This is a genomic window from Plantibacter sp. CFBP 8775, assembly GCF_014839505.1.
GTDB lineage: Bacteria > Actinomycetota > Actinomycetes > Actinomycetales > Microbacteriaceae > Plantibacter > Plantibacter auratus.
Window position 1 is genome coordinate 2,223,467 of the sequence record NZ_JACYNV010000001.1, and the last position, 19,034, is coordinate 2,242,500.

The window sequence follows — 19,034 nt, forward strand, 5'->3', positions numbered from 1 at the left end:
TCAGTACTCGACGACGAGTCTTGCGAGGACCTTGCCGGAGAGCACCTCGGCCATCGCGTCGTTGATCTGGTCGAGTCTCCGAGTCTCCGCGATGATCCTCGTGTGCCCGGCGGCGTGCAGGGCGAAGACCTCCGCGAGGTCCTGCCTCGTGCCGACAATCGACCCGATGATCGAGATGCCCTTCAGCACCGTCTCGAAGATCGAGACGTGCATGTCCTGGTCGGCGGGGAGTGCGACGCAGATGAGCCGACCGCCGCGATTCAAGGAGGCGAAGGCCTGTTCGAAGACGCGTGGGGAGGCTGCGAGGACCACGGCGACGTCCGCGCCTCCCACTGCCTGGATCGCCGCGACCGGGTCGACCTTGGCCGCGTTCACGACGTGCTCCGCGCCGAGTTCCTTCGCGAGGTCGAGCTTCTCGTCCTCGATGTCGACGGCGATCACCGATCCACCGACGATCCGTGCATACTGCACCGCGAGGTGACCGAGTCCGCCGATCCCGAAGATCGCGACGTGTTCGGTCGGTTGCACCTTCGCGACCTTGATCGCCTTGTAGGTCGTCACACCGGCACAACTCAGCGGGGCGGCGTCAAGCGCGCTCAGCCCGCTCGGAACCGGCACGACGAACCGCGCGCTCGCCACAGCGTATTCAGCGAAGGCGCCGTCGATCGAGTAGCCACTGTTCTGCTGCTGTTCACAGAGGGTCTCGCGGCCGTCGATGCAGAAGCGGCACTCTCCGCAGGCGTATCCCAGCCAGGGGATCGCGACCCGTTCGCCGACGGACCGGTCGGCCACCCCGGATCCGAGCTCCTCCACGATGCCGACACCTTCATGTCCGGGCACGAACGGGGGCTGGGGTTTGACCGGCCAGTCGCCGTGAGCCGCGTGGATGTCGGTGTGGCAGAGCCCGCACGTCTCGAGGCGGATCAGCACCTGGCCCGGCCCCGGACTGGGGACGTCCCGCTCCTGGATCTCCAGCGGCTCGGTGAACGACGTGACGACTGCTGCGTGCATGGGAACTCCTCCGTGGTGAGGACGGATCGCCCGTCCTCTCCCTGCACTCTCCACCGTCCGACCTGGAGCGGCCGGGCCGAACGTCCTGCCGCCGTCAGCGTCCGATGCTCGACGTGGTCCCATTGCGCATGCCGCGCACCTGGAACGGTTGCTCGGCCCGGATGATCCTCGTCAGAGCGACGACGAAATGCGAGTCACCCGTTCACCTTCACGGTGACGACTGCTGCGCCGCTCGCTCTCACCTCCAGCACAGTGTGGCCGGCGGCGCTCGCATCGGCGGCGCTCGGGTACGACAGCTGAGCCTGGTAGATCGGATCAGGGAACCCGTAGCGACGGAGTTTCTCGACGCGGACGTCCTCGGCGAGTGGAATGTGCATCGTGGTGCGCACCTGCTCCCGCAGCTCCTGCTGGCAGACCGAATCCACGCCTGCGTAGCCGCAGACGGACACGTCGCCTTCGAGGAACGAGCTGTAGCTGCCCTGAAACGACCCCAGTAGCGCGACGACGAGGACGATGAAGCCGGACATACAACCGACGGCTACCCCGAGCGTTCCCAGCACCTGACGCACGGTCCGTGGTTTACGAGACCATCCGTCGTCTGATTCCGCGAGAAGATCATCGATCGTCATGCGCCCACACCCCTGCGTTGCATGACGCAAGGCTAGCGGTCGAAGGCTCCGCGACAGCCGTTGGTCCTCCCGCATGGGCTAGCCGGGAGCAGCCAGACCTGATGCTCGGGAGCGGTCGCGCGCGAGCCGGACAAGGTCTCGCTGAACCTACTGCTCGTGCACGATCCGAACGCGCGTGACCGAGAAACCGGCCCGATCGAAGGCGCCGCGCATCGGAGTGTTCGCGGCATCCGTGGTGCCGACGATCCGGTCCTGCCCCGACCCGTGGTGCACGTGGACCATCTCCGCCAGGAGGTCGTGCACGTACCCGTGTCCGCGGTGCTCGGGCAACACGCCCAGATAGCTGATGCTCGCGTCGTACGCCGTCCTCGTCGGGATGATGAACCCGACCATCGTCCCGTCGAGCAGCTCTGCGACCCGCCAGGCGTCCCGTTCGCCGGGGAGCGAACGGTAGAACGCCAGGTCGTCGTCCGCGAGCGCCTCGAGTCCTTCGCGCGCGACCATGTCCTGCGTGTGCGCATCGAGCGTGCCGGTCGCGACCAGGGCGAACAGCTCGTGGAACGTGTCGTCCGGGGCGGCGACGAAACGGAGCCGCTGCGATCGTGCCGGCACGGGATCGGAGCTGGACCTCGCGAAACTGACCCGCTCGGTCGTGCGCGAGAACCCGCCCGCGCGTGCAGCCTCATGGCGCCACCGCACCGCCTCCACACTCGCAGCGTCATCTGCCCACGCAGGGGAGACGTCGACGTTGAACTCCAGTGCGGGTCCCGCGCCGAAGGCGTCTAGTCCGGCACGGATGAGCGCGGCACCGACACGTTCGGGCTCCGCGACTTCGACCGTGCTGGTGAGGCAGTCGAGCGTGGCGGGCCGGTTGGCATCCGCCTTGCCCCACCAGAGTGCTCGTGCCACCGGGCGACCGTCCTGCTCGGCGATCCACGACCATTCCGGCCGATAGTTCCGACTCGCGAGTTCGGCGGTGAGTCGTTCCGAGTCAATCCAGGCGACGGGTTCGTCGCAGCTCCACGCTTGCAGGAGGGGGACGTCGTCCAGGGCGGCTCGTCGGATGGTGAAGTCGTCGCGGGTGTCGGTCATCGGTTCCAGCTTGGACAGGGTCGACTCGTTTGTCCAGGTTCTGCCTGAACACCGGAGCGGCGTCGTAGGCGGTGGAGCGCACGGCGGAGGCCCCGGCCTAGTCGATGGTGTGGCCGCCGTTGACGGTGATCCGCTGCCCGGTGATGAAGCCGGCCCGGTCCGAGGCGAGGAAGGCGACGGTCTCCGCGATGTCGTCGATGGTGCCCATCCGCCCCATCGGCACCTCGGCCAGGTAGGCGGCGATCTCCTGCGGCGAGGCATCGGCGTGGCGCTCGACGGGGATCCACCCGGGTGCAACCAGGTTCACGGTGATCCCGGACGGTCCGAGCTCCCGAGCCCATGAGCGGGTGAGGCCGAGCTGCGCCCCCTTCGCCGCGACGTAGGCGGACATCCCCGGCAGGGCCCGCTCGAACATATCGGAGCCGATCTGGATGATCCGGCCGTATCGGTGCTCGCGCATGTGTGGGACAGCCGCCCGCACCAGCAGCGTCGGGCTCTTCACGAAGAAGTCCAACTGGGCGAGGTGGTCGTCCCAGTCGAGGTCGTCGATCGCCACCGCCGGTTGCGGCCCGGTGGCGTTGGCGACCAGGACCGCGATCGGACCCGCGGTTCCCGTGACGCGTTCGACGAGTGAGGCGACGGCTTCCTCGTCCGTCACGTCCGCGCTGAACGCTTCGGCGGCACCGCCGGCCTGACGGATGGACTCGACGACCTCCGCAGCCTGGTCCGCCCCAGAGCGGAAGTTCACGGCGACGAAGTACCCCTCGGCCCCGAGTCGCCGGGCGATCCCCGCGCCGAGGCCTCTGGAAGCACCGGTCACCAATGCGACCCGTTGTCCTGCGAACGCGAGAGACGTCATGCTGTTCCTCTCCTGGTGGTGAGCTGCCGACCGGGTTCCCGGCCTCGCCGAGCCTGGCCTTTCCGAGGATACCCGTCGCGTCCAGGCGGCCTTCGAGCCGCCCCTCACCCGATTTGTGCGGCCGCGTCGTGGAGACACGCGATGAACGCTTCGTGGACCGGGCTGTCGTCCGCCCGTTCCTGACGAGCGGCCAGCAGGCGTGTCGTCGGCGACCCGGCGAGCGGCACGACGACGATCGACGGCGGCACCAGCTGCCGCACCGACTCGGGCAGGATCGTCGTACCCACGCCGGCCGCGACGAACCCGAGTGCGGTCTCCTGATGGACGACCTCCTCGACCACCTGCGTCCGACTCGACGTGCCGAGGACCTCCGCGACGCGGTCCACGAATCCTGGCATGAGCGCCCGCGGGTAGGAGATCATCGGGACGTCCATGAGCTCCTCCGCGGTGACCTTGGGTCGGCCCGCCAGTGCATGACCGACCGGGAGGCACGCCACGAGACGCTCCTCGAAGACGACCTCCGTGGTGAGCGCTGGAGAGCTGTCGGATGGCGTCTGCGGGACCTCGTCACGGACGATCCCGACGTCGAGCGTGCCGTCGCGGAGCCGGTCGAACTGTTCTCCTGAGGTCAACGGCACCAGGCGTAGCGTCACCCCGGGGCGGCTCGCCCGGAACAGCTGCACGACACCGGGGAGGACCGTGTAGTTGGCCGAACTCACGAACCCCGCGGTGAGCTCCCCGGCGAGACCGTCGACGAAGTCGCGCATCTCACCCCGGACCGTGTCGAGCTCCTCGACGATGTGTCTCGCCCGCGCCTGGAGATGTCGTCCAGCGGGGGTCAGCGCCACCCGCCTCGTCGAACGGTCGAACAGTGCGGTGCCGACCTCCTGCTCGAGCCGTGCGACCTGGACGCTCAGCGGTGGCTGCGACATGTGCAGCCGTCGAGCGGCGCGCCCGAAGTGGAGCTCCTCGGCGACGGCGAGGAAGTAGCGCAGCTGGCGGAGCTCCATCCCATCGACGATACGACCCTCGTATTACCGCGCTGTTTCGTCCAGATTGCGAGCGAAACGCTCTCAATCGAGGTTCGAATCGGTATTTGACCAGGACGATCGCGACCGTGTTCGCTGAGGACCACACACCCCGACCTGGAGGACCACCCGTGACCGCAGACGCTTCCCCGAACACCCGGATCGACATGCTCTACCTGAGCGAACCGGAGGTCATCGCCGCCGGCATGAAGGACATGGCCCACTGCATGGAGGTCATGGAGGAGGTGTTGGTGCTCGTCGCGAAGGGTGACTACCGGATGGCCGGCCCGACCGCCAACTCGCACGGAGCACCGATCGGGTTCCCCGCCACTTCACCGTTCCCCGGCATGCCGCTGGACGCCGCCGACCGTCGGTTCATGGCGATGCCCGCCTACCTCGGCGGACGCTTCGACACCGCCGGCGTCAAGTGGTACGGCTCGAACGTCGACAACCGCGAGCGAGGCCTCCCGCGCTCCATCCACCTCATCGTGCTCAACGACAAGGACACCGGTGCGCCCTACGCGATCATGTCCGGCAACCTCGAGAGCGCCTACCGCACCGCTGCCGTGCCGGGAGCCGCCGCGAAGCTCCTGGCGCCGGTGGACGCCAAGTCGCTCGGCATCATCGGGCCCGGCGCCATGAACAAGAGCGCCCTGCACGCCATGACCACCGCCCGTCCCTCGCTCGACACCATCCGCATCCACGGGCGCCGACGGTCGACGTCCGAGGCGTTCGCCGACTACGTCCGCGAGCACTACCCGCAGTTCACGACGATCGAGATCGCCGAGACGGTCGAGGCCGCCGTGCGTGACTCGGACATCGTCTCCGAAGCCGTCACCGGCCTGGTCGGCTCGGAGAACTACCCGTTCATCGACGGCGACTGGATCAAGCCGGGCGCCTTCCTGAGCCTGCCCGCGAACCTGCGCATGGACAAGGAGTACACCCTCTCCGGCAAGGCCCGCCTCATCGCCGACGCGAAGAAGATCTACGAGGCGTGGGCCGAGGAGTACCCGGCGCCGTCACACGAGACCGCGTTCGGGATGATCGGCCTCTACTGGCAGGACCTCATCGGGACCGGCGAACTCGACGAGTCCCGCGTGGTCAACATCGGAGACGTCTTCGACGGGAGCGCCGTCGGGCGCGAGTTCCCCGAGCAGCCGGTGCTCTTCAGCGTCGGTGGGATGGGCGTCGAGGACGTCGCCTGGGCGAAGACGATCTACGAGAACGCCGTCGAGCAGGGGATCGGCACGAAGCTCAACCTCTGGGAAGCCCCAGACCTGGCCTGACCGCCGACCGGCACCGAGCACCGACACCTGTTCCACCCGAACCCGACGCCGCGGCCGTCCGGCCGCTGTGCACCTCGAACGATGGAGTGATTTGTGGACGCTGGAAACGTCGCCTGGATCCTGACGAGCTCGGCGCTCGTCGCCCTCATGATCCCGGCCCTGGCTCTGTTCTACGGCGGGATGGTCTCGTCCCGCCGCATCCTCAACATGATGATCATGTGCTTCGGCGGGGCCAGCCTCGTCGCGCTGCTCTGGGTGGCCTTCGGGTACTCGCTCGTCTTCGGTGACTCCGTCGGCGGGCTCGGACTCATCGGGAACCCGTTCGAGTTCGCAGGGCTCGACCAGGCACTCGTCGACGACCCCGATGCCGGCATTCCCCTCGCACTCTTCGCGGCGTTCCAACTGCTGTTCGCCGGAGTGACGACGGCGCTCGTCGCCGGTGCCGCCGCCGGTCGCATGAAGTACGGCGCGTGGTTGTTGTTCGCCGGGCTCTGGGCGACGCTCGTGTACTTCCCGGTCGCGCACTGGGTGTTCGCCTTCTCGAACGACACGGCGACCGGTGGATGGATCGCGAACACCCTCGGTGCCGTCGACTTCGCGGGCGGGACGGCCGTGCACATGAACGCCGGCGTCGCGGCGCTCGCACTGGCCCTCGTGCTCGGGAAGAGCAAGGACTGGGGCGGCAAGCTCCGTCCCCACAACCGCCCGCTCGTCCTCGTCGGCGCCGGGTTGCTCTGGATCGGTTGGTACGGCTTCAACGCCGGTTCAGCGCTCGCAGCCGGTAATGCGGCGAGCGTCGTGTTCCTCAACACCACCGTCGCCGCCTGTGCCGGGCTCATCGGCTGGTCCATCGTCGATCGACTCCGCCACGGAGCGGTCACGAGCCTCGGCAGCGCATCGGGGATCATCGCCGCCCTCGTGGCGATCACCCCCGCCTGCGGCGCCGTCTCGCCCATCGGTGCGATCATCATCGGGGCCATCGCGGGCGTCGTCTGCTGCCTCGCCATCGAGTGGAAGTTCCGGCTCGGGTTCGATGACTCCCTCGACGTCGTCGGGGTCCACCTCGTCGGGGGCATCATCGGGACGCTCCTCATCGGAGTGTTCGCGACGGATGCGGCTCCGAACGGACGCTCCGGTCTGCTGTACGGCGGCGGATTCGAACTGCTCGGCGTGCAGACGATCGCGACCGTCGCGGTCCTCGCGTACTCGTTCATCGTCACCTGGGTGATCGCGAAGGTGATCCAGATCACGATCGGTCTGCGGATCCCCGAGGAGCACGAGGTCGCCGGGATCGACGAGCACGCCCACGCCGAGCGCGCCTACGAGGACGAAGACCTGGAAGCACGCGCATGACCAGCGTCATCGTCGTCGGAGCCGGGCTCGCCGGTGCCGCGGCGGCCTGGCGCCTGGCCCAGGCCGGGCACGACGTCACCGTCCTCGAGCGGAGTCGCCCGGCCAACGAGTGGGGATCGTCCCACGGATCGGCCCGGATCTTCCGCTACGCCTACCCGGAGGCGTCCTACACCCGTCTCGTCCTCGCGGCGGCATCAGGGTGGGACGAGCTCGGCCTGGAGCACGGGCGTCCACTGATCACGCAGACGGGGGCGCTCGACTTCGGGACGACCCGTCGCCCGGAGCACCTCGCGTCGGTGCTCGCCGAGCACGGCATCGATCACGAGCTGCTGTCGCGAGACGAAGCCAGAGCCCGTTGGGACATCGGCTTCGACACGCCCGCCCTGTGGCATCCGGGAGCCGGCGTGATCGACGCGGAGCAGGCGGTGATGGCGATGCTCGAATCCGCCGTCCGCGCCGGGGCCACGGTCCTGAACGATCAGCCGGTCGAGCGGGTTGAGCGGACTGCCACCGGGTACCGGGTGCTCGGGTATGGGGGGAGGGCGTTCGATGCGGAGCAGGTGGTGGTCGCAGCCGGGGGCTGGCTTCCGGACCTGCTCGGCGACCTCGCGCTGCCGGGAGAGTTCCTCGACGCGTTCCCGGCCCTCGAGGTCAGTCAGGAGCAGGCGTACCACTTCCCGTATCGGGACCGAATCGGCGTCGACGCGGAAGACCCGGCGCGATCCGGAGCCGTGTGGCCCACCTTCATCCACAAGTCCGAGCGGATGCAGGTCTACGGGCTCCCCGGAGGGCGTGACGCCGACTGGCGTGGTCAGAAGGTCGCCGAGTACAACGGCGGCAGGCGCATCCCCTCGGCCGCCGATCATGACGGCGTCGTCGACGACGCCAACCGCCGACGGGTCGTCGCCTACGTCCGCGAGTTCCTCCCGAGCCTCGTCCCGGAACCGTATGCCGAGACCACCTGCCTGTTCACGAACACCCCGACGGAGGACTTCGTCATCGACCGGGTCGACGGGATCACGGTCCTGGCGCCCTGCTCCGGCCACGGTGCCAAGTTCGCCCCGCTCATCGGCGACTACGCCCACGCGCTGATCGAGGGCCGAGACGCCGTGCCAGCGATGTTCCGTCCGAGCCTGGCAGCCGTCCGGTGACACGCGACACCGTGGTCTCGCTCCTGGACGAGATCGCGGGGATCGGTCGGGATCAGCGTCGGGGAGGCTACTCGAGGCCTGTCTACTCCACCGCCGAACTCGAGCTGCGGGAGTGGTTCGTCGGTCAGGCCGAGCGCCGTGGCCTCGACGTGGACATCGACGAGAACGGGGTCATCCGCGCCTGGTGGCACGTGCCGTCACGTTCGACGGCGGATGCGGTGGTCACCGGGAGCCATCTCGACTCGGTCCCCGGCGGTGGCGCCTACGACGGACCACTCGGGGTCGCATCGGCGCTGATCGCGATCGACCACCTGCGCTCGCGAGGCTTCGAGCCGACCAAGCCGATCGTCGTCGCGGTCTTCCCCGAGGAGGAGGGCTCGCGGTTCGGGGTCGCTTGCCTCGGCTCGCGGCTCCTCACCGGGGCGATCAGTCCGGAGCGTGCGCTGGCCCTGCGCGACGTGGAGGGGGACACGTTCGCCGAGGTCCTCGCACGCAATGGTGTCGACCCGCGGGGTGTAGGCCCAGATCCGGGCGGGCTCGGAGCGATCGACGCGTTCGTGGAGCTCCACGTCGAGCAGGGGCGGGCGCTGGTCGACCTCGATCGCCCGGTCGCGATCGGCTCGAACATCCTCGGGCATGGACGGTGGCGGGTGTCGATCCGTGGTGAAGGGAACCATGCGGGGACGACGCTCATGCATGATCGCCGGGACCCCCTCGTCGCGGCCGCACGGATGATCACCGAGATCCGCACGATCGGACGGGCGACGCCGGACGCTCGGGCGACCGTCGGCCGAGTGCTTCCGTTGCCGGGAGGCACGAACGTGATCGCGTCGAGCGTGGACTTCTGGATCGATGTCCGTCATCCTGACGACGTCGTGACCGCCGCGATCGTGGCGGGGATCACCGAACGCTTGTCGCTCGTCGCAGCGGAGGAGGGATGCGAGGCCGCGATCACCGAGGAGTCGTTCAGCGCCACGACCGACTTCGACCCGTTCCTCCGCGGGCGCCTCGAAACGATGATGCCGGACGCGCCCGTGCTCGGTACCGGCGCGGGGCACGATGCCGGAGTGCTCGCGTCGCACGTGCCGACCGCGATGCTCTTCGTCCGCAACCCGACCGGCGTCTCCCATTCGCCGGAGGAGTACGCCGAGGACGCCGATGCCGAGGCCGGTGCCGTGGCACTCGCGGACATCCTGGAGGGACTGGCCGTCGGCGTCGGGATCACCTGAGCAGGAGCCATCGGCCTCGTCGGACCCGGCCGATGTCAGCCGACCGTGTGAGACTCGACCTCGTGCGCGAGAACGGATCGACGACCATCGACGCGGTGTGCTGGGACTGGAACGGCACGCTCCTCGACGATGTCGAGGTGGCGCTTGCCGCGATGAACACCGTTCTCCGGCAGCGCGGTCTTGCCGAGATGTCCGACCAGGAGGCGTATCGGGCGGTGTTCGGCTTCCCCATCCGGGCCTTCTACGCCCGGCTCGGTGTCGATGCAGCCGACTTCCTGGAGGCGGCCGACGAATACCTCGCGCTGTTCGCGGCCGGCGTGGGAGCAGCGTCGCTCCAACCGCAGGCCCGCGCCACCCTTGCGGCGATCGACGCGCTCGGCGTCGAGCAGGTCCTCATCTCGGCGACCCCAGAGGTCACCCTCGAGCGTCAGCTGGCTCCCCACTCGCTGCACGGCCATTTCGCACACGTGCATGGCATCACCGATGTCTATGCGGCGTCGAAGGAGCATGTCGTGACCGCGTGGTTGGATGACTCGGGCCATGATCCTCGGCGGGTGTTGATGGTCGGCGACACCAATCACGACGAGGAGATCGCCGAAGCACTGCACGTGCGGTTCCTGCGATTCGACGGTGGTCACCAGGACGCGCCCTCGCATCGACGTCACCCGGTCATCAGCAGCCTCGGCGAGATCGTCGGCAGTCTCACCCCCTTGCCGGAGACACCGCGCGACCTCCGCCGACGATGAAGCTGGCGGGCCGCCGCTGCGGACAGCGTTGCTGACGATCACCGGCTGATCGGGCACGCGCTTAGTCGTTCTCGACGGAGGCGGTGTGATGTGGTGTCCCGACGGGTTTCGACTCGGACGATCCTCGCTGACGAAGGTAGACCGAGAAGGCGACCATGCAGCCCACTGCGAGGAACTCCGACTGCCAGTTCTGCAGCGTCCGGTTCCAGAAATCGGCCGACAACACGTATCCGATGACGGTCACTGCCGGCTGACCGTGCTCAGCCTGTTCGGCGTTGTAGACGACGGTGCCGGCGACGGCCTGCGCTGACCAGGACAACACGAAGATGACGCCCATCACGAGGAGGAGTGAGTTCGAGTACAGCCACAGACGCACGCCGCGCTCTCTCGCCCAGCGAGGTGAGTCGGGGCGCGCATGTACTCCGATGAGTTGGTCCTCGTCGCTCCCGAGACCCTCGTCGCCGAGCTTCTTGGACTCCGGAGACCCCTGTTGCACGAACCAGACCGTCGCGAGGATGAAGAGGAAGAACTGGAGGAACTCCGACTGCCAGTTCTCGGCCACGTCGACGACGAACGCCGACGAGGTGATGAAGTGCAGATAATCGACGGTCGCCTGACCGTGCGCGAGCTGGTCTTCGTTGTACGCGACGAGACCGGCGATCGACTGCCCGAACAGGGCGAGGATGAAGATCAGCCCGAAGAACAGGCTCAGACTGTGACGGCGGACGGCTGACATCACGTCACCTCCCCATGAGCGGGATCAGGAACATGTACAGCAGGCCAGCCACGATCACGACCAGCCACGAGATGAAGACGACTCGCATGGCAACGATCGTACTGCGCCCTCCGATCACGACGACTCGGCCCGGCTGTCCGGCTTCCCGGACTGGTTCAGCGGTGGAGTTCGTGGACGACGGCGTGCCCCTTGCCGCGGCTGATCAGCCAACGGTTGACCGGTGTGGTGACGATGAAGGCCAGGGCGAGAGAGGCGACCAGGGACCCCCAGAAGAGGCCGCTGGTGAGGCCGGCGTCCATCGCTCCGGGGATGGCGAGCATCGCGGTGTTGTCGATGATCTCCATGACCGCGATCGACACGGTGTCCGCGGCCAGCGCGACACCGATGGCGGCGCGCCAGGACAGGCCTGCGCGGAGCACGCCGCGCATCGTGAGTGCGTAGCCGAAGACGAAGGCCAGTGCGATTGAGAGCACCACGGTGCCGAGATTGTGCAGTCCGAGGCCAGTGCCGATCACCATGCCCAACACCTCGCCGATGGCACAACCGGTGAGGCAGTGGAGGGTGGCGGTGGCCGCCATCCGCCAGGAGGTCGCGTTGTCGGATGCTTGGCCGTGGTTGTGGTGGGTGTGGTCGCTCATGAGCACTCCTTCGGTTCGTTCAGCAAGCCGAACGATACCCCTCCGGGGTATATTCCGAAGCGCTGGTCCGCTTGCACGGACATCGACGCCGACTCAGAACGCGAGCGCCTCGTCGATCACGGAGAAGACCTCGGGATCCCAGGTGAGCGCGCGCTCCCACGGGAGGTCGAAGGCGTCGGCGAAGAAGATGCTGTGGACGTCCTCCTCGGAGGAGTGGCGGACCACGAGGGGGAGCACGTCGACCGGGACGTCATCGGCTCGGGCACTTCGCAGTGCCACCAGACCGTCGTGCGGCCACAGCTGTCGCGGCTCGACCGCCGTGTGGAAGTGGCCCGCCCCGATGGCGGTGACGGCGACGTCGTCGAGGAACCCGGCCTGTGTCGTGTTCCACTCGTGCAGGAACCGGCGTGAGACCTCGTCGGCAGCGCCCCGTGAGTTCTCGGCGGCATAGCCGCTCGACCGCTCGAGGATCGTCGTGGTCCCCTCGTCACCGTGGGCGTCGTGGACCGAGACCTCGCCGGTGAGTACATCGCCGAGGAGCGATCCCTCCCACGGCGTGCCGAGGGTGACGAGCCGGCCGATCGACGGCCCGGAGCCGCGCAGTTCTCGGATTGCGGCACGAGAGAAGAGACCGCCCATGGAGTGGGCGACGAGGTCGACGCTCGCGAAACCGTGTTTGTCGGACAGCCACCGCAGGAACGCGGCCAGGCTGGCTCCGCCGGCGTCGATCCCACCGACGGCGTTGACGGTCACCTCGGCGGGCAGCACGATCGAGACGTCGGCGAACCCCTGCCAACCCGTGTCCTCGTGCACCTCCCCAGCACCGATGCGTGCGGGTGCGGTGAAGACCGGGATATCCCGCCCCAGCAGGTGCGCACGCAGCGCGGTGAGGGTGTTCCCGGCGGCGAGGCCGGAGCCGGCGGCATGGTCCGGACCCGTGAACGGGGTCACGGCCGCACCCCCTGACACGAGGACGATCGCATCGGCCATGGTGCTCCTTCCGGCTGGCTACGACGTCAGCGTACTGGTCGGGCGAGGTCGATCCGCAGTGCGTTGCGACGCACGTCGTCGATCGCGGTCGCGACCGCACCCTGCGCCACCATGTCGGCACCGAGTTCCGACGCGACGAGCACGGGAGGTTCCGCGCTCATGTAGCCGGGGATGCGCTCCGACGCGACCTCGAGCAGCTGCGACATCGACGGAGCTATCCCGCCGGCGAACACGATGCGCTCGACGTCGAGCAACCCGCCTAGGATGGCGCTCATCCGCGCGATGCGATCACCCATCCGGCGCACCAGGTCGAGCGCGACCGTGTCGCCATGGTCCGCTGCAGCGAGGACCGACTGCGCATCCACCTGCGCGACCGGTATGTGACTGAGCGGGCTGCTCTCCGGGAGCCCGCCGCTCTCGCGGTACTCGCGACCCCAGTCGCGCAGGAGTGCGGCGATGCCTCGCGACGAACCGACGCCGTCGACGAGGTCGAGGAGGTGCAGCTCGCCCGCCCGGCCGCGACCGCGGACGAGACGACCGTCGACGACGTATCCGGCGCCGAGCCGCTCACCGGTGACGACCGTGATGTAGGAGTCGACGCCGACGCCGGCGCCGATCGCTCCCTCGGCGACGGCGGCGAGGTTGGCGTCGTTGTCGGTGACGACCGCGCAGCCGTGGTCGCGGATGCGCTCACCGAGCCGAGGGTTCATGCGGTCCCAGAAGACGTTGCCCTCGGGTGACCGTCCGAGTGCGTCGATGGGGGCCGGGACGCCGAGCACGATGCTGAGCGGCGGCCTCGGTCCGCACTGCTGCACGGCCTCGTCGATCGCCGCGTCGACGGCTTCGACCCGTGCCTCAGCGGTGGCCGCCGGATCGACGGTGTGGTGCGATCTCGCGAGTTCCCGACCGCGCAGGTCTGCGGCGATGGCGGTGATGGAGTGGGCTCCGGCGTCGACACCGACGACGATCCCGGCGTCGATGCGCAACTCGTAGCGTCGGGCGGGGCGACCTTTCCGATAGGCGGCACCAGCCTGACGTGCGTCATCGAGCTCCGTCAGCCAACCCAGTCCGATGAGTTCGTCGGAGAGCGTGATCGCCGTCGATCGTGACAACCCGGTGGCGGTGATGACGTCGGCCGCGGTGAACGCGGACGTCGCCCAGGCGTGATCGAGGACGGCGGTGATGCTGGAGGAGCGCGGCTCCGCTGCCCGCTCCGTCGTCGTCGCTTCCATGACCGACAACGATATCCACGATCCGCAGACCGCGCGCGGATGCCGAGCCGGGGAGGCGCTGCACCGTGCGCAGAACCGTGAACGATCACGGCGTCCGGCCCGTGGATGTCGTGATGGAACCGGTGCTTGACCAGACGCCGAACGGATGGCAGAGTTTCCGTCATCAGTTGATTTACTCTCTGTATTTAGTCAGCGGATCCATCGAGGGTTCCGCGGAAGGACAACGATGTCGAACCCACTGAAACGCGCGATACGCGCCACAGCCGGAGTGGCGGGTGTGGCGCTCCTGGCCAGCGTCCTCGTCGGTTGCTCGAGTGATGGCCGGGAGACCATCCACTTCACGTTCAGCAAGCGTGAGGCGTTCACCTTCATGAACCAGGCCGTCGCGGACTACAACGCCTCGCAGCAGCAGTACGAGGTCGTCATGGACACCTCGGGGCCCGATCCGCTCGCGGCGAGCTTCGTCCGTGGCAACCCGCCGGACCTCATGCTCTCGAACTACAACCACGAGGTGTCGCGTTTCGTCGAACGGTGCGCGCTCTCCGACCTGTCCGACACGACAGCGGCGGCGTCCATCCGCGACGACCTCCAGCCGTTGCTCGACCAGTACGGCGTCTGCGAGGGACGCACGAGTGCGCTGCCCTACTCGGTGATGGCCGCTTCCGTCATCTACAACAAGACGATCTTCGCCGAGTACGGCCTCGAGGTACCGACGACGTGGAGTGAACTCATCGCCGTCTCCGACACGCTGAAGGCGGCCGGCGTGGCGCCGTTCTACGCGACGTTCGCCGATGCCTGGACCGCCAACCAGGGCTGGTTCGACTACTCGGTCGGTGGCGCCGTCGACATCCCGGACTTCTACGACCGGCTCGCGGAGGAAGGCACCGAGGTGGGACCGGATGCTCCGGTCTCGTTCGAGAAGGACTTCCTGGAGCCCATCGAGAAGATGCAGCTGCTCGCCAAGGAGTACACGCAGGCTGATGCGCCGAGTCGCACCTACGACGCCGGCAATGTCGCCTTCGCCGAGGGCAAGGGCGCCATGTACCTGCAGGGCCCGTGGGCGTTCAGCCAGATCGCACTGACCGCACCGGATCTCGACCTCGGGACCTTCCCGCTGCCGATGACCGAAGACCCGAAGGACCTCAAGGTTCGCGTCAACCTCGACCTCGTCACCATCATCCCCGAGGAGGCGAAGAACCCCGAGGGTGCCCGCGACTTCCTCGAGTACCTCTTCCAGCCGGAGGTCATCCAGGCCTACAACGAATCGCAGCTCGGGTTCGTCCCGACGGACGACGGCAAGGCTCCCGACGACCCGCGCGTCGCGGGCATGATCCCGTACTACGACGCCGGCGCGTTCTACCAGGGGCCGGGCGTGCTCAACCCCCGCGCCATCCCGACCGAGAACTACGCGCAGTCACTGGTCCTCGGCACCAACGCGGCGTCGATGCTCCGCACCATGGACGCGGACTGGGCACGACTCGCGTTCCGACAGCCGCCCGTCACGAGCAAGGAGGGTTCCGAATGAGCGCCACCACATCGATCGTGACCGGGGGCAACCCGAAGGTCCGACGCAGCACCAAACGGGTCGAGCCGATCTACTACTTCTTCCTCTTCCCAGCCGTCATCCTCTTCACGCTCGCGATCACGCTCCCCGGCGTCGTCGGCATCTTCTTCAGCTTCACCGACTCCATCGGGATCGGCGACTGGGAGTTCATCGGCTTCACGAACTACATCGCCGCGTTCAGCGACCCGGCCATCCTCACGAGCTTCCTCTTCACCTTCGGGTTCTCGCTCGTGACGGTCATCGCGGTGAACGTCATCGCGTTCCTGCTCGCGGTCGGCCTGACCGCGAAGATCCGCTTCAAGATGGGGCTCCGCGGGATCTTCGTCATCCCGATGGTGATCTCGGGCATCATCATCGCCTACGTGTTCCAGTTCCTCTTCATGAACTCGGTGCCGGCGGCCGGCTCGGCGCTCGGGATCCCGTTCCTCGAGACGAGCATCCTCTCCAACCCGGACCTCGCCTGGCTCGGCATCGTGATCGTGACGGCCTGGCAGTCGATCCCGGGCACCCTGCTCATCTACATCGCGGGTCTCCTCGCGGTCCCCGGCGACGTCTACGAGGCAGCGTCGCTCGACGGCGCGAACAAGCGCCAGCAGCTGCTGCGGATCACCCTGCCGCTGGTCATGGGATACGTCGTGATCAACGTGATCCTCGGCTTCAAGAACTACCTGAACGCCTACGACATCATCGTCGGCCTGACCAACGGTGGCCCGGGCACCTCCACGCGGAGCATCTCGATGACGATCATCCGCGGGTTCCAGACGGGTGACTACGCCTACCAGATGGCCACGGCCACCCTGTTCTTCATCATCACGATCATCATCGCCCTCGTGCAACTCTCGGCGACGCGCGGAAGGAACGCACTCTGATGGCCACGCCAACCGTGCTCAGCACCCAGTCCATCACCACGGCGAACGCCACCCCGAAACAGCGGACGAGGGGAGAGCGGGTGAGCTGGTCGACGACGATCATCCTGCTGCTCTGCGCCGTGACCGTCCTCCTGCCGCTCTACGTGACGGTCGACGGCAACGCCTTCTCGCTCCCGGCACCGTTCAGCATCGACGGCTTCGTCCAGGCGTGGACCCTCACGAAGTTCCCGGTGGGCTTCGCGATGTCGCTCCTCGTCACCGCAGGGACCGTGGTCGCGACCATCATCCTGGCCTCCTTCGCCGCGTACGCCATCGTGCGCAACTGGGATCGCCGCCTGTTCCGCTTCTCGTTCTTCTACCTGCTCGCCGCCATGTTCATCCCGTTCCCGGTCGTCGCCCTGCCGCAGATCCAGCTGACCGGTCGTGTCGGACTCGACAACCCGTTCGGCGTGATCATCCTCGCCACGATGTTCCAGCTGAGCTTCAGCGTGCTGCTGTTCACCGCGTTCCTGCGATCGATCCCGATCGAACTCGAGGAGAGTGCGCGCATCGACGGTGCGAGCACCTGGCAGACGTTCTGGAAGCTGATCTTCCCGCTCCTGGCTCCCATGAGTGCCACCGTCGGCATCTTCGCGTTCCTCTACGCCTGGAACGACTTCATGATGCCGTCGCTGATCATCTCGGACGCGGGACTCCAGACCCTCCCGGTGCGGCAGAACCTCTTCCAGACCCAGTTCAGCAGCAACTACAACGTCGCCTTCGCCTCGTACCTGATGGCGATGGCCCCCGCGATCATCGCCTACCTGTTCGCGCAGCGTTGGGTGATGTCGGGCGTCACCCAGGGTGCCGTCAAGGGGTGACCCGTCCGACCGACGGACCGACACCGGATCCACCCACCATCAGAGAAATCGAGGACCACGCCGTCATGACCGACGCACTACTCGTCGACACCGACACCGACACCGAGTCCGCCGACGCCACCTGGTGGCGTCAGGCCGCCGTGTACCAGATCTACCCGCGGAGCTTCGCCGACGCGGACGGGGACGGTCTCGGCGACCTGCCCGGCATCCGCTCCCGGGTCGACTATCTCGCCGGCCTCGGGATCGACGCGATCTGGCTCAGTCCGTTCTATCCCTCGGCGCTGGCCGACGGCGGGTACGACGTCGCGGACTACCGCGACGTCGACCCGCGGCTCGGCACGCTGGAGGACTTCGATGAACTGATCGCCGCACTGCACGAGCGCGGTATCCGGGTCATCGTCGACATCGTGCCGAACCACACCTCGGATCTGCACGAGTGGTTCCAGGAGGCACTCGCCGCCGGGCGCGGGTCGGCGGCACGCGACCGATACGTCTTCCGCGAGGGGAAGGGCGCATCGGGGGAGGAACCGCCCACCGACTGGGAGTCGGTCTTCGGTGGCCCCGCCTGGGAGCGGGTCGAGGACGGCCAGTGGTACTTCCACAACTTCGCCACCGAGCAGCCGGACCTCAACTGGGACCACCCCGAGGTCCGCGCCGACTTCCTGAAGACGCTGCGGTTCTGGTCGGATCGGGGCGTGGACGGCTTCCGGATCGACGTCGCGCACATGCTCACGAAAGACCTCACCGAACCGCTACCGACCCGCGCTGAACTGGAGCGGATGCCGCAGGACGGCACCCACCCGCTGCTCGACCGCGACGACGTGCACGAGGTCTACGCCGAATGGCGGCGGGTGTTCGAGGAGTACGACCCGCCGCGCACCGCGGTCGCCGAAGCGTGGGTGAGTTCACCTGAGCGCCGGGCGAAGTACGCATCGGCCGAGGGACTCGGCCAGGCCTTCAACTTCGACCTGCTCGAGGCGGACTTCGATGCCGACGAGTTCCGCACGGTCATCACCGACAACCTGGCACAGGCGGCGGAGACGGGGTCGTCGACGACGTGGGTGCTGTCCAACCACGATGTGACCCGTCACGCCACACGGTACGGACTCCCGCCCCTGGCCGGACGACCGGTGAAGCAAGGCACCGAGTGGGTCGCAGCGGGCGGACCTGAGGCCGACATCGATCGCGACCAGGGGCTCAGACGCGCGCGAGCGGCGACGCTCCTGCTCCTCGGACTTCCCGGCAGCACCTACCTCTACCAGGGGGAGGAGCTCGGCCTGCAGGAGGTCGCCGCAATCACGGCGGAACAGCGTCAGGACCCCGCGTTCTTCCGCGGCGGCGAATACGACGGGCTGGGCCGCGACGGTTGCCGCGTGCCGTTGCCGTGGTCGGCGGACCGACCGGCCTTCGGCTTCGGAGGTGCGGTCGCGCACCTGCCGCAACCAGCCTGGTTCGCCGAGTACGCGGTCGACGTCGAGGCTGCGGATCCGACCTCGACGCTCTCGCTCTACCGCGAGGCACTCCGACTGCGGAGGCTGCTGCAGACCGAGGAGCGCCTCGAGTGGATCGAGACGGGGCGGGCGGACGTCATCCGGTTCGTGCGGCCGAACGGTTGGCAGGTCGTGACGAACTTCGGTACCGAGCCGTTCCCGCTCGAGGCGGAGCACGATGCCGTCGTCCTGGGTGCCCTCCAGGCCGGCGCGGTTCCGGGGGAGTCCACGGTCTGGATCGCGCCGGTCGGCCTGCTGGGGTGATGGTGGC

Annotated in this window: 18 protein-coding genes; 9 read left to right on the forward strand and 9 right to left on the reverse strand. The window is 67.9% G+C overall.

The window, feature by feature from the left end:
* From adhP to IFR14_RS10545, 5 genes are all read right to left on the reverse strand, one after another.
* Positions 1-1,011 carry an alcohol dehydrogenase AdhP gene (gene adhP, locus IFR14_RS10525; RefSeq protein WP_191941027.1) on the reverse strand — a complete coding sequence of 337 codons (1,011 nt, stop codon included), beginning with the start codon at positions 1,009-1,011 and terminating at the stop codon, positions 1-3.
* Between the two features lie 194 nt (positions 1,012-1,205).
* Positions 1,206-1,538 carry a hypothetical protein gene (locus IFR14_RS10530; RefSeq protein WP_191941028.1) on the reverse strand — a complete coding sequence of 111 codons (333 nt, stop codon included), beginning with the start codon at positions 1,536-1,538 and terminating at the stop codon, positions 1,206-1,208.
* 249 nt (positions 1,539-1,787) lie between these two features.
* On the reverse strand, positions 1,788-2,732 hold the full coding sequence (locus IFR14_RS10535; RefSeq protein WP_191941029.1) for a GNAT family N-acetyltransferase: 945 nt from the start codon (positions 2,730-2,732) through the stop codon (positions 1,788-1,790).
* A gap of 97 nt (positions 2,733-2,829) precedes the next feature.
* On the reverse strand, positions 2,830-3,591 hold the full coding sequence (locus tag IFR14_RS10540; protein WP_191941030.1) for an SDR family NAD(P)-dependent oxidoreductase: 762 nt from the start codon (positions 3,589-3,591) through the stop codon (positions 2,830-2,832).
* Between the two features lie 104 nt (positions 3,592-3,695).
* Positions 3,696-4,601 carry a LysR family transcriptional regulator gene (locus IFR14_RS10545; protein ID WP_191941031.1) on the reverse strand — a complete coding sequence of 302 codons (906 nt, stop codon included), beginning with the start codon at positions 4,599-4,601 and terminating at the stop codon, positions 3,696-3,698.
* Between the two features lie 149 nt (positions 4,602-4,750).
* Between IFR14_RS10545 and IFR14_RS10550 the strand changes: the two genes are divergently transcribed.
* The 5 genes from IFR14_RS10550 (at position 4,751) to IFR14_RS10570 (ending at position 10,384) form a co-directional block, all read left to right on the forward strand.
* A complete protein-coding gene (locus tag IFR14_RS10550; RefSeq protein WP_307783395.1) occupies positions 4,751-5,905 on the forward strand; it encodes a tyramine oxidase subunit B in 1,155 nt (384 codons plus the stop codon).
* 93 nt (positions 5,906-5,998) lie between these two features.
* Complete coding sequence (locus IFR14_RS10555; RefSeq protein WP_064293700.1) at positions 5,999-7,258, forward strand: ammonium transporter; 1,260 nt, start codon at positions 5,999-6,001, stop codon at positions 7,256-7,258.
* Positions 7,255-8,409: an FAD-dependent oxidoreductase gene (locus IFR14_RS10560; RefSeq protein WP_191941032.1), complete on the forward strand. Its 1,155-nt coding sequence runs from the start codon at positions 7,255-7,257 to the stop codon at positions 8,407-8,409. Before IFR14_RS10555 ends, IFR14_RS10560 begins: the two co-directional genes overlap by 4 nt.
* A complete protein-coding gene (locus tag IFR14_RS10565) occupies positions 8,406-9,638 on the forward strand; it encodes an allantoate amidohydrolase (RefSeq protein WP_191941033.1) in 1,233 nt (410 codons plus the stop codon). Before IFR14_RS10560 ends, IFR14_RS10565 begins: the two co-directional genes overlap by 4 nt.
* Before the next feature lie 32 nt (positions 9,639-9,670).
* Positions 9,671-10,384 carry an HAD family hydrolase gene (locus IFR14_RS10570; protein WP_191941034.1) on the forward strand — a complete coding sequence of 238 codons (714 nt, stop codon included), beginning with the start codon at positions 9,671-9,673 and terminating at the stop codon, positions 10,382-10,384.
* Positions 10,385-10,445: 61 nt separating this feature from the next.
* On the opposite strand, the gene IFR14_RS10575 is transcribed toward IFR14_RS10570, so the two are convergent.
* From IFR14_RS10575 to IFR14_RS10590, 4 genes are all read right to left on the reverse strand, one after another.
* Positions 10,446-11,120 (reverse strand): DUF6766 family protein, encoded by a 675-nt coding sequence (locus IFR14_RS10575; protein WP_191941035.1) that lies wholly within the window; start codon positions 11,118-11,120, stop codon positions 10,446-10,448.
* A 155-nt stretch (positions 11,121-11,275) separates the two neighbouring features.
* Positions 11,276-11,758, reverse strand: coding sequence for a DUF4396 domain-containing protein (locus tag IFR14_RS10580; protein ID WP_191941036.1), 483 nt, complete (start codon positions 11,756-11,758; stop codon positions 11,276-11,278).
* A 93-nt stretch (positions 11,759-11,851) separates the two neighbouring features.
* Positions 11,852-12,748 carry an esterase/lipase family protein gene (locus tag IFR14_RS10585; protein WP_191941037.1) on the reverse strand — a complete coding sequence of 299 codons (897 nt, stop codon included), beginning with the start codon at positions 12,746-12,748 and terminating at the stop codon, positions 11,852-11,854.
* 26 nt (positions 12,749-12,774) lie between these two features.
* Positions 12,775-13,980, reverse strand: a complete 1,206-nt coding sequence (locus IFR14_RS10590) for an ROK family protein (RefSeq protein WP_191941038.1) — start codon at positions 13,978-13,980, stop codon at positions 12,775-12,777.
* 226 nt (positions 13,981-14,206) lie between these two features.
* Between IFR14_RS10590 and IFR14_RS10595 the strand changes: the two genes are divergently transcribed.
* From IFR14_RS10595 to IFR14_RS10610, 4 genes are all read left to right on the forward strand, one after another.
* Positions 14,207-15,505, forward strand: a complete 1,299-nt coding sequence (locus IFR14_RS10595; protein WP_191941039.1) for an ABC transporter substrate-binding protein — start codon at positions 14,207-14,209, stop codon at positions 15,503-15,505.
* Positions 15,502-16,413 (forward strand): carbohydrate ABC transporter permease, encoded by a 912-nt coding sequence (locus tag IFR14_RS10600; protein WP_079002413.1) that lies wholly within the window; start codon positions 15,502-15,504, stop codon positions 16,411-16,413. Before IFR14_RS10595 ends, IFR14_RS10600 begins: the two co-directional genes overlap by 4 nt.
* Positions 16,413-17,273 (forward strand): carbohydrate ABC transporter permease, encoded by an 861-nt coding sequence (locus tag IFR14_RS10605; protein ID WP_191941040.1) that lies wholly within the window; start codon positions 16,413-16,415, stop codon positions 17,271-17,273. Before IFR14_RS10600 ends, IFR14_RS10605 begins: the two co-directional genes overlap by 1 nt.
* Before the next feature lie 65 nt (positions 17,274-17,338).
* Positions 17,339-19,027: a glycoside hydrolase family 13 protein gene (locus IFR14_RS10610; protein ID WP_191941041.1), complete on the forward strand. Its 1,689-nt coding sequence runs from the start codon at positions 17,339-17,341 to the stop codon at positions 19,025-19,027.
* The last annotated feature ends 7 nt before the right edge of the window (positions 19,028-19,034 follow it).